General features: G+C 66.6%; 10 protein-coding genes. All 10 read left to right on the top strand.

The window, feature by feature from the left end; all coding sequences use genetic code 11:
- Positions 1–1,376 (top strand): threonine--tRNA ligase (gene thrS / locus VI056_04845; protein HEY6202350.1); only part of this gene is annotated, 1,376 nt, incomplete at its 5' end.
- Entirely contained in the window at positions 1,373–2,515 is a 1,143-nt protein-coding gene (locus VI056_04840; GenBank protein ID HEY6202349.1) for a GNAT family protein, read from the top strand. The genes thrS and VI056_04840, both read left to right, overlap by 4 nt.
- A 66-nt stretch (positions 2,516–2,581) precedes the next feature.
- Complete coding sequence (infC, locus tag VI056_04835) at positions 2,582–3,388, top strand: translation initiation factor IF-3 (GenBank protein ID HEY6202348.1); 807 nt, start codon at positions 2,582–2,584, stop codon at positions 3,386–3,388.
- 46 nt (positions 3,389–3,434) lie between these two features.
- Entirely contained in the window at positions 3,435–3,641 is a 207-nt protein-coding gene (gene rpmI / locus VI056_04830; protein ID HEY6202347.1) for a 50S ribosomal protein L35, read from the top strand.
- Between the two features lie 8 nt (positions 3,642–3,649).
- Complete coding sequence (rplT, locus tag VI056_04825; protein ID HEY6202346.1) at positions 3,650–4,021, top strand: 50S ribosomal protein L20; 372 nt, start codon at positions 3,650–3,652, stop codon at positions 4,019–4,021.
- Positions 4,022–4,284: 263 nt separating this feature from the next.
- A complete protein-coding gene (gene pheS, locus VI056_04820; GenBank protein HEY6202345.1) occupies positions 4,285–5,340 on the top strand; it encodes a phenylalanine--tRNA ligase subunit alpha in 1,056 nt (351 codons plus the stop codon).
- Positions 5,341–7,749, top strand: coding sequence for a phenylalanine--tRNA ligase subunit beta (gene pheT, locus VI056_04815; GenBank protein ID HEY6202344.1), 2,409 nt, complete (start codon positions 5,341–5,343; stop codon positions 7,747–7,749).
- A 150-nt stretch (positions 7,750–7,899) separates the two neighbouring features.
- Entirely contained in the window at positions 7,900–9,639 is a 1,740-nt protein-coding gene (locus VI056_04810) for a peptide ABC transporter substrate-binding protein (GenBank protein ID HEY6202343.1), read from the top strand.
- A gap of 94 nt (positions 9,640–9,733) precedes the next feature.
- Complete coding sequence (locus VI056_04805; GenBank protein ID HEY6202342.1) at positions 9,734–10,693, top strand: ABC transporter permease; 960 nt, start codon at positions 9,734–9,736, stop codon at positions 10,691–10,693.
- Positions 10,694–10,713: 20 nt separating this feature from the next.
- Entirely contained in the window at positions 10,714–11,625 is a 912-nt protein-coding gene (locus VI056_04800; protein HEY6202341.1) for an ABC transporter permease, read from the top strand.
- The last annotated feature ends 7 nt before the right edge of the window (positions 11,626–11,632 follow it).

Here is an 11,632-nt window from a genome sequence, read left to right as displayed (position 1 = left end):
TCGCCGGCGCGTACTGGCGCGGCAACGAGCGCAATCCGCAGCTCCAGCGCATCTACGGCACGGTGTGGCCGGATCAGAAGCAGCTCGATGCCTACCTGAAACGACTCGAGGAGATCGAGCGGCGCGACCACCGGGTCCTCGGCAAGGAGCTCGAGCTGTTCCGCGTCGACGAGGAGCTGGGGTCCGGCCTGGTGCTGTGGCTGCCAAACCTGTCGGTCGTGCGCGAGGAGCTCGAGGCGTGGTGGCGCAAGATCCATCACGAGCGCGGCTACACGCTCGTCTACACGCCGCACATCGCGCACGAGAAGATCTACCAGCGGTCGGGGCACCTCGAGAAGTACGGCGAGAACATGTACGGTCCGCTCGCGCTCGACGATGGCACCCAGAACTTCTGGATCAAGCCGATGAACTGCCCGGGCCACATCAAGGTGTTCCAGTCGAAGATCCACTCGTACCGCGAGCTGCCCATGCGCATCGGCGAGCTCGGCACGGTGTACCGGTACGAGCGCGGCGGCACGCTCCACGGGATGCTCCGCGTCCGCGGCTTCACGCAGGACGACTCCCACATCTTCTGCACCTGGGAGCAGGCACAGGAGGAGATCGGGAAGGTCTTCGATCTCGCGCTCGAGTTCCTCAGCGTATTCGGATACACGGACCCATCGATCTACCTCTCCACCCGACCAGAGAAACGGCTCGGCTCGGATGAGCTCTGGGACAAGGCGGAGGACGCCCTCAAGACCGCCCTCGGTATCCGCGAGGTCCCCTACAAGATCGACGAAGGCGGCGGCGTCTTCTACGCGCCGAAGATCGACATCAAGGTGCACGACGCCATCGGTCGCGAGTGGCAGGGCGCCACGGTGCAGATCGACCTCAACCTGCCCGAGCGCTTCGACGTCACGTACGTGAACGACAGGGGCCAGCGCGAGCGCGCGGTGATGATCCACCGCGTGCTGTTCGGCAGCCTCGAGCGCTTCGTCGGTGGTCTCATCGAGCACTACGCCGGAAACTTCCCGCTCTGGCTCGCGTGGGAACAAGTGGCGGTGATCCCGGTCCGCGAGACGGCGCTCGAGTACGCGCGTGAGATCACCGCGAAGCTCCGCGCCGGCGGCTTCCGCGTCCACCTCGACTCTCAGGCGGGCGATCTCCGCAACCGCGTCAAGGAAGCGCAGCACCGCAGAGCGAATTACATGCTCGTCGTCGGGGACAAGGAGGCTGCCGCCGGGACGGTGTCGGTGCGGCGCCGCGGATCGCGCGACGAAGATCGGGGCGTCGCGTTCGACGACTTCATCGAGCGCATCAAGAAGGAGCGCGACACCAAGGCTCTCCCGGCGGACTTCGCCGCGCATGAGCCGAGTGCGGGCGACGCGATGGCATGACAACGACACAGGCGATCGCGCCGACGCTCCGTGGCCAGCGCGTCACGCTGCGACCGATGACACAGGCCGACGCGCCGCACCTCGTGCGCTGGGCGAACGACCCGGACTTCGCCTGGTTCCAGTGGGGACGGCGGCCGGGTCGCTTCGCGGACAACGACGCCGCGCGCAAATGGATGGACGTCATCGGCGAGAACCGCGGCGTCGTGTTCGCGATCGAATACGAGGGCCGACCGATCGGCCAGGCCAACTACCGCGATCTGCGCCCCAAGGGAAAGAGCGCCGAGGTGGGGATCGGGATCGGCGAGCCGGCGCTGTGGGGCAAGGGCCTCGGCCGCGAGGCGCTCGGACTGCTCGTCAGACACCTGGTGGACGATCTGGGCGTCCACCGCGTCTCGCTCAGCGTGCTCGCGTACAACGACCGCGCGATCGCGTCGTACAGGGCGGCGGGCTTCGAGGTCGAAGGCGTCGAGCGGGACGGGGTCATGACCGACAAAGGGCATTTCGCCGACGACGTGAAGATGGCGTATGTCGTCGGCCGCACGCGGCCGGCGTTCGATCCACGGCCGGTCGCCCTCACCGGGATGCACGTCCGGCTCGAGCCGCTGCGACGCGAGCACGCCGCCGAGCTCTTCCCGGTAGCGCACGACGCCGACATCTGGCGCCTCATGCTCGTGCCGATGCCGCGCGAGGTGGGGGAGCTCGAGCGCTGGATCGACGCGGCGCTCCAGGAGCAGATCCTCGGCAATCAGGTGGCGTTCCTTACGCGCCGCATCAGCGACGGCGCGCCGATCGGCAGCACGCGCTTCCTTCACATCGATCGTGGCAACAAGACCGCGGAGATCGGATGGACCTTCCTCGGGCGCGAGGCACGCCGCACGGTCGCGAACACCGAGGCGAAGTTCCTGCAGCTACGCCATCTCTTCGAGGACCTCGGCGCGCACCGCGTCTGGCTGCAGACGGACAAGCTGAACGATCGGTCGCAGCGCGCGATGGAGCGATTGGGCGCGATCAAAGAGGGCGAGCACCGTGACGACCGGATCTCGCACGATGGGCGCATCCGAACGAGCGTCGTGTATGGGATCACGCGCACGGACTGGCCATCCGTTCGCGACCACATTCGTGCGCTCCTCGCCCGGTGATATCCTCTTCCGAGTTGACTTCATCTACCGGCAGGCAATCCCTCTGCTCTTAGCGGAGGCGCGCGTATAGCCGCTCCCGAACTGCGGATCAACGAAGGTATCCGCGTGCCCGCCGTGCGCCTGATCGGCCCGAACAACGAACAGCTCGGTGTCGTTCCGACGCAGCGCGCGCTCGCGCACGCCCAGGATCTCGGCTACGACCTGGTCGAGATCGCGCCGAACTCGACGCCGCCGGTCGCCCGCATCCTCGACTTCGGCAAGTACCGCTATGCCGAGCAGCAGAAGGCGAAGGAAGCGAAGAAGCGCCAGCGCTCGGTGACCTGGAAAGAGATCCGGATCACGCCGAAGATCGACGAGCACGACATCGAGACGAAGATCAAGTCCGCGTCGAAGTTCCTCGACGAGGGCGACAAGCTCAAAGTCACCGTTCGCTTCCGTGGCCGCGAGCTCGCGCACCCCGATCGCGGCCGGGTGCTCCTGTTGCAGGTCGCCGACCGCTTGAAAGACCACGGGATAGTCGAGCGCATGCCCCTTCTCGAGGGCCGCTCGATGATCATGGTCATGAACCCCGTTCGTCGCGACGCACAGGGCGCGCCCACAGCGCCGGCGCCCGGGACCACGACACCACCGCCACCCGCCGCAGGCGCTCCCGTACCAAAGCCCGCCGCTCCTCTGGCCGCGGCGGCACCGAGACCCGCGGCTGCCGCTCCAGCTCCGGCACCACGGCCTGCCGCGGCGGCTCCTGCTTCCGCGCCGAAGCCGACTGCCCCCCCGGCGCCGCAGAGTGCGAGCGCCACACCACCAGGCGCTCCGCGGCCCGCGAGCACACCGGCTGCCGCGCCGAGCGCCGCGCCTCGTAAGCGAACGAACTAACCGGTACAATTCGCGTTCACACTTCGCGCGAGGAGGCCATCCCGTCGTGCCCAAGATCAAGAGCCATAGCGGCGCCAAGAAGCGCTTCGTTGCGAGCGGGCGCGGCAAGCTCATGCGCATGAAGGCGTACAAGGGCCACCTCAACGCGCACAAGTCGCCCCGCCGGAAGCGGGCGCACGCCGGCAAGGCGCTCGTGGCCCGCGGGGACCTGAGGCTGATCCGCAAGATGCTGCCGCACCTCGTAGGGAAGTAGGAGAAGGCATGACACGGATAAAGCGCGGGGTCGCCGCCCACAAGAAGCACAAGAAGCTCCTGAGCGCCGCAGAAGGCCGCCGCGGGGCGAAACACAAGCTCGTCCGTCCTGCGCGCGAGGCCGCGCTCCACGCGCTGAACTACGCCTACCGCGATCGCCGCAAGCGGAAGACGCAGTTCCGCTCGCTCTGGATCGCACGCATCAACGCGGCGTCGCGCGAGTCCGGCGTCTCGTATAGCCGGCTCATGGCCGCCATGCGGAGCGCGGGCGTCCAGCTCGACCGCAAGGTCCTCGCGGACATGGCAGTCCGCGATCCAAAGGTGTTCCGGCACTATCTCGACTTGGTGAACACGAAGAAAGCCGACAGAGCCAGCTCATAGAGGCGTCGAGGGAGACCAGTACCGCGTAAACGTCGCACAGGGAATGCGGGTCGTGACTGAAAGCCCGCAGCGACACGGAACGCGGGAATTCGCTCCGGAGCCGATGCGCAGAAAAGCGCATCCGGGTGGAGCCCGATAGCGCTCCCCACGAGTGTCCATCGGCCGCGTGCCGGTGGGAGATCGGGTGGTACCGCGGAGGCCCGCCTTCGTCCCGGTGTGCGAGAGCACACGAGCGAGCGCGGGCTTTCTTGTTTGGGAGAGATATGGCGGGGCCGCAGGACCTAAGAACGCTGGCGGACCGCGCGGTGGCGGAGATCGCCACTGCCGTGGATGATGCCGCGCTCGAGTCGGCGCGAGTGAAGTACCTCGGTCGCAAAGACGGCGAGGTCACGCAGGCGACCAAACAGATCGCGACGCTCGCGGCGAAGGACAAGCCAGCCTACGGCGCAGCGGTGAACGAAGCGAAGGCGCGCATCGAGGCCGCGCTCGAAAGCCGCGGCACAGCGCTCCACAGCGCGTCGATCGACAGCGGCCTTCGGGACCGCGTCGACCTCTCGCTCCCCGGCCGGCCCGTCCGCATCGGACGCCTGCATCCGGTGACCGCGACGATCCGCGAGGTTTCGCGCGTCTTCGCGACGATGGGCTTCGAGACGGTCGAGGGGCCCGAGATCGAGACCGACTACTACAACTTCGAAGCGCTCAACATCCCGCCGGGGCATCCCGCGCGCGAGAAGTGGGACACGCTGTGGGTGTCGAATCCGCTCGGCGACGACCCCACGAAGCCGCTGCTCGGGCGGACCCACACCTCACCGATGCAGGTCCGGATCATGGAGCAGCGCAAGCCGCCCATCCGCGTCATCATCCCGGGCCGCTGTTACCGGTACGAGGCGACCGACGCGATCCACGAGAGCATCCTTCACCAGTACGAGGGACTCGCCATCGACGAGAAGCTGACGATGGCCGACCTGAAGGGCGTCCTCTACTCGTTCGCGCGGCAGATCTTCGGCACCAAGAGCAATCTGCGTTTCCGGCCGGACTACTTCCCGTTCACTGAACCCTCAGCCGAGATCGCCTTCTCATGCGTGATCTGTGAAGGCAAGGACCCGCAGTGCCATACCTGCGGTGGCGACGGCTGGATCGAAGCCGCGGGCTGCGGCATGGTCCATCCAGACGTTCTGCGGCGCGTGGGATACGACCCCGAGCGCTATCAGGGCTTCGCGTTCGGCGGCGGGATAGAGCGACTCGCCATGGTGATGTCCGGCACGCCCGACATCCGTCTGTTCTCACAGAACGACCTTCGCTTCCTGGAGAGCTTCTAGATGCTGATCCGGGTGCCGCTGTCGTGGCTGCGCGAGTACGTCGACGTGACCGTCCCGGTCGACGATCTCGGGCACCGTCTCCACATGTCCGGCACCGAGTTGAAGGGCATCGAGCGGAAGGCGTGGGACAAGATCTGGGTCGGTCGCGTCGCGGAGCTCGCGAAGCATCCCAACGCCGACAAGCTGCAGCTCGCGACGGTCGAGTACGGCGACGGTCGCCGGAAGCAGGTCGTCACCGGCGCGACGAACCTGAAGCCTGGCGCGATCGTCGCCTACGGCGAGATCGGCGCGCGGTACATCGATGGGCACACCGGCGAGAGCGCGGTCATGAAGCCGAAGGACGTGCGCGGGATCAAGAGCGAGGGCATGGTCATGTCGGAGAAGGAGCTCGGCATCGGCGAGGACCATGACGGCATCCTTCTCCTCGACGACAAGCTCCGCGTTGGTGCACCGCTGTCCGAGGTGTTGGGCGAGACCGTGCTGCTCCTCGAGGTGCAGCCGAACCGACCCGACTGCCTGGGAATCGTCGGCATCGCGCGCGAGGTCTCCGCGCTGCTCGACCAGAAGCTGCGGGAGCCCGCGGGCGACCCGCTCGGCAAGGACGCACCGAAAGGTCTCGATGTCCGCATCGAGGACGCGGTCGCGTGCCCGAGATTTGCCGCCGCGCGCCTCGACAACATCCATATCGGCCCGTCGCCCGTGTGGATGCAGCAACGCCTCATCGCCGCGGGCATGCGCCCGATCTCGAACGTCGTCGACATCACCAACTACGTGATGCTCGAGCTCGGGCAGCCGCTTCACGCGTACGACCTGCGTCAAGTCAAGGGCGGCGCGCTCGTGGCGCGGCAGGCCCGCCAGGGCGAGCACCTGAAGACGCTCGACGGCGTCGACCGCGCGTTGCCTGAAGGCACGCTCGTCATCGCCGACGAAGAGCGCAGCCTCGGCATCGCCGGGATCATGGGCGGCGAGGACTCGGAGATCCGCCCCGACACGACCACGGTCGCACTCGAGTGCGCGTCGTTCGATCCGCGAAGCATCGGTCCGACGTCGACGAAGCTCGGCCTGCGCGGGTCGTCCGGGAGTGCGGCCGCCCGGCGTTTTTCGTGGCAGCTCAGTCCGGACCTCGTGCCGATCGCGCTGGCGCGAGCCATCGCGCTCTTGCGAGAGCACGCCGGCGCAAAGCACACCGGCACCGTCGATCGATATCCGCGTCCGCGCCCCCAGAGCGAGGTCCGCATCCCGTTCGCCAAGTTCGCGCGTCATCTCGGCATGGAAGTCACCCGCGACGAAGCGATCGGGGCGCTCCAGCGCCTCGGTTTCGCTGCCACGCAGGCCGACGACGCGCTCGTCGCCCGACCCCCTGCGGTCCGCACGGACATCGAGATACCCGAGGACCTCATCGAGGAGGTCGCGCGTATCGTCGGTTATGACCGTCTTCCGGTGCACCTGCCCGACGGGCCCCTTCCTCTCGTCGAGCCGCACCCACTGGAGGAGTTCCGCGAGCGTCTCCGCGACGCGCTCATCGGCATGGGTCTGCAGGAGACGGTGTCGTATTCGCTTATCGATCCGGCGTGGCTCGGCCGTCTCACTGCCGACGGGTCGCCCATCGCACCGGAGCCGCTGCGCATCCAGAACCCAACGACTGTGTCGCAATCGGTGGCCCGGCCGACGCTGCGACCGAGCATGCTCGACACCACGCGGCGCAACCTTCGACACCAGGGTGGCGTCGGCATCTTCGAGATCGCGCCTGTCTATCTACCGCGCAAGAACGATCTGCCCGAGGAGCGTTCGATCGCGGCCGTCGTCATTGCGGGCGAAGCACAGCCGGATAGCTGGGTCGCTCCGGCCCGCGATGCCGATGTCGGCGACATGAAGGCCGTCATCAGCGGGGCTCTTGCGAAGCTGCGCATCGCCGAACCCGGTGCTGCGCAGCCGGGCGCACCAGGTCTTCACCCCGGACGCTCGGAGCGACGCGGCTCGCCCGACCGAGATGTCGTCACCTGGGGACAGCTCGATCCGCGCGTCGCGGACCTCTGGGAGCTTCCGGCGGAGACGTTCGTCGCGGAGCTCGACGTTGCCGCGCTGCTCGAGCGCGTTGCCCCGACGAGCGTTACCCCACCGTCACGTTACCCCGCGGCCATCCGCGATCTCGCCCTGGTCGTGGACGAGGCGACGGCCTACTCGACGGTCGACGAGGCCATTCGGGCTGCCGGCAAAGCTTTGGTCGAGTCCATCACCCTCCTGGACGTCTATCGCGGGCCGCAGGTCGGCGCGGGCAAGAAGTCCTTCGCCGTCCGCCTCGTCCTGAGGTCGCCTGACAGCACGCTGACCGAGGCCGATGTCGACCGCACCCTGAAGCGGATCGAGGGCCGCGTGCTGCACCAACTCGGCGCCACCATCCGCGCCTAGGGCCAAGTCCAGACCGAACCGCCTTGCTCTAAAAGTGGTACGAGGGTAGCCTGCGGAACATCGCGGGTCGTTCCGCGATGCGGGATTGCGAGAAGGCGTGGGAGGTACGAACAAGGAATGACCAACCAATGGCGACGCGCGACGGCTGTTGTGGCCGCCGCGACTATGACACTTGCGGCCTGTGGGCAGTCAACGACACCGCCTGCGGCATCGGGAACAGTCGCTCCGTCGGCGACCGTCGCGGCTGCGAAGCGCGGCGCGGGCGATGACCTGAAGATCCTCTACTGGCAGGCGCCAACGATCCTCAACGCGCACCTGGCGACGGGCACCAAGGACAGCGACGCCGCGCGACTCGTGACCGAGCCGCTCGCTTCGTACGGTCCTGACGCGAAGCCGCTCGCGAACGGTCTTGCGGCGGAGATCCCGACGGTCGCGAACGGTGGCGTGTCCGCCGACCTCACGGCCGTTACCTGGAAGCTGAAGCAGGGTGTGAAGTGGTCCGATGGATCCGCCTTCACCGCAGACGACGTCGCGTTCACGTTCTCCCTGATGGCGGACCCGAAGACGGCGGTGTCGACGTCGGACGCGGCCGAGGGTGTGAAGTCCGTCGTAGCGAAGGACGCCAACACCGTCGTCGTGACCTACGCCGCCCCGAACCCGAACATCTACCAGTGGGGCGTCGGCACCTGCTGCTACATCCTTCAGAAGAAGCAGTTCGAAGCGTTCCAGGGCGAGAAGCTCAAGGACGCGCCCGGCAACCTCAAGCCGATCGGCACCGGGCCGTACGTGGTCGACACCTTCAAGTCGGGTGACGTCGTCACCTACAAGATGAACGACCAGTTCCGCGAGCCGACCAAGCCGTACTTCAAGAGCGTCACCTTCAAGGGTGGCGGCGACGCGCCGTCAGCCGCGCGCGCGGTCTTCCAGACCGGCGACGTCGACTACGCGTGGAACCTTCAGGTCGAGGCCGGCATCCTCAAGCCGATGGCCGACACCAGCACGAAGGGCAAGCTGCTCACCGTCTATGGCTCGAGCGTCGAGCGCATCATGCTCAACTTCTCGGACCCGAGCGCATCGCTCGGGGCCAAGCGCGGTGAGCCCGACACCAAGCACCCGTTCTTCAACGGGCCGGATGGCAAGACCGTCCGGACCGCGCTGGCGATGGCGACCGACCGCAAGACCGTCGCGCAGCAGATCTACGGTGACGGCCTCGCCGGCAAGGCGGGCTGCAACATCGTGACCGGCGTGCCGGACTTCGAGTCCACGGCCACGACCGACTTCTGCAATAAGTTCGACACGACCGCGGCGGGCAAGCTGTTGGACGACGCTGGGTGGAAGCTCGGCGCGGACAACGTGCGCGCCAAGGGCGGCATCAAGCTGAACATCGTCTACCAGACCACGGTCAACGCGGTGCGGCAGAAGACGCAGGACATCATGAAGCAGAACTGGGAGAAGGCCGGCTTCAAGGTCGAGCTCAAGTCAGTTCCTGCTGACGTCTTCTTCACCAACACCTCGCCCGATGGTGCGAACCACTTCTGGGCCGACGTCGAGATGTTCACGAACAACAGTGACCCGGACTTCACGAACTACCTCAACGGCTGGACCAGCAAGCAGGCGACGGGTAGCGCGAACAACTGGAACTCCGCGAACTACAACCGCTATCAGAACCCGGCGTACGACACGGTCATCGATCAGCTGCGCACGGAGAAGGACCCGGCCAAGCGGGCCGCCCTCTTCAAGCAGGCGAACGACATCCTCATCTTGGACGTCGTGATCATCCCGGTCGTGACACGCACGCAGGTGACCTCGGGTATCTCAAACACCCTGAAGAACGTCGTTCCGACGGGCTGGGACTCCGAGATGTACGCGGTCCAGAACTTCGGCAAGTAGCCTTCACAGGCTAGGAACGGGGTAGGGTGGTGCGGTGGAAGACCTCCACCGCGCTACCCGATCCTCGAGGCCGGAAGGCGTGAGGGGTTAACGAGTGGGTAGGTACGTACTGAGGCGGCTCCTCATCGCCATTCCGACGCTCATCGTCATCAGCTTCGTCGTCTACGCGATCCTCGCGCTGGCGCCGACCGATCCACTCGCATCGTTTGGGGCTGATCCGCGGGTGCCGCCGGAGGTCCGCGAGCGGATCCGTGAGTCGCTCGGTCTCAACCAGCCATGGCACGTCCGTTACGTGAAGTGGGTCATCGCGATCGCGCACCTCGACTTCGGGTACTCGTTCATGAGCCGCTCGCCGGTCATGGATCTCATCTGGCAGCGGCTGCCGAACACCCTCGCGGTCGTCGGCGTCGCGTACGTGATCGGCGTGCTGCTTGCGGTCCCGATCGGGATGATCTCGGCCGTGCGGCGCTATTCGGTGTTCGACCATCTGTCGACCACCTTCGCGTTCATCGGCTTCTCGGTGCCGACGTTCTTCACGGGTCTGCTCTTGATCATCATCTTCAGCGTGAAGCTGCACTGGCTGCCGTTCATCTACGACTCGACGCTGAAGATCACGAGCCTGTCCACGCTGGGCGATCAGATACGCCAGTCGATCATGCCGATCACCGTGCTCGCGCTCTTCGACACCGCGACGATCGCGCGCTATACGCGCGCGGAGATGCTCGAGCACCTGCCGCTCGACTACGTCCGAACGGCACGCGCGAAAGGTCTCAAGGAACGTCTGGTCGTGCTACGTCACGTCCTCCGCAATAGCCTCATCCCGGTCGTGACGCTGGTCGCTCTTGGGATACCGGCCGTGTTCGGCGGCGCGATCGTGACCGAGCAGATCTTCCGCGTGCCCGGGATCGGCGAGCTCCTAGTGCGTTCGATCGGTCAGGGCGACACGCCTGTGGTCGCCGCGATCCTCTTGATCTTCGCGACGCTGGTCGTCCTGTTCAACCTGGTCGCGGACGTCCTGTACGGCGTCCTCGATCCGCGGATCCGGTACTCCTAGTGGCCGCGACCGACGTCGAGATCGCGCGGCTCCCCGCGAGCGTCGAGCTCAAGCGTCCGGCGCGCTCGCTGTGGGGCGACGCGTGGCACCAGTTCACACGGCACCGGCTGGCGATGGCAGGGCTGTTCACGTTCCTGTTCCTCATCGTCTTCACGCTCTTCGGGCCGCTCGTGTACCACACCGCGATCAACGTGATCGACTTCAACGTATCGCTCCGTGCTCCCAGCGCCGAGCATCCCTTCGGCACTGACGACCTGGGCCGCGACATGCTCGCGCGCGCGATCCTGGGCGGGCGCGTTTCCATCGCCGTGGGCATCACCTCGGTGCTGGTCGCGATCACGCTCGGCCTCACGATCGGCGCGCTCGCGGGCTACTTCGTGAAGCTCGACAGCCCGCTGATGCGCCTCACCGACCTGTTCCTGTCGCTGCCGATCCTGCCGCTGCTGCTGGTCATCGTCTATCTGTTCCGCGATTCACTTCGCGCAGCGTTCGGACCGGAGCTCGGCATCTTCCTCATGATCGTCGGCGTCATCGGCGTCCTGAACTGGATGCCCGTCGCGCGTCTCGTGCGCGCGTCATTCCTGTCGCTGAAGCAGAAGGAATTCGTCGAGGCCGCCCGCGCGATCGGTGATCCCGACAGCCGCATCATCATGAAACACATCATCCCCAACGTCCTGAGCCCGGTGCTCGTCGCGGCGACGATCGGCGTCGGCGGTGCGATCCTCACCGAGTCGACGCTATCGTTCCTCGGTCTGGGGTTCCCATCCGACGTCCCCACCTGGGGCCGGCTTCTCTACGACGCGAAGGACTACATCGACATCGCGCCGCACTGGGCGTTCTTCCCAGGCTTCCTGATCTTCCTGACTGTGCTGTCGATCAACTACGTCGGTGACGGCCTGCGAGACGCGCTCGATCCGCGCAAGACCAGCTAGCACCGCT

Source organism: Candidatus Limnocylindria bacterium (genome assembly GCA_036523395.1).
Taxonomy (GTDB): domain Bacteria; phylum Chloroflexota; class Limnocylindria; order P2-11E; family P2-11E; genus CF-39.
Note: the sequence above shows the minus strand (reverse complement) of the source record. Positions and strands in the feature narration are given on the sequence as shown.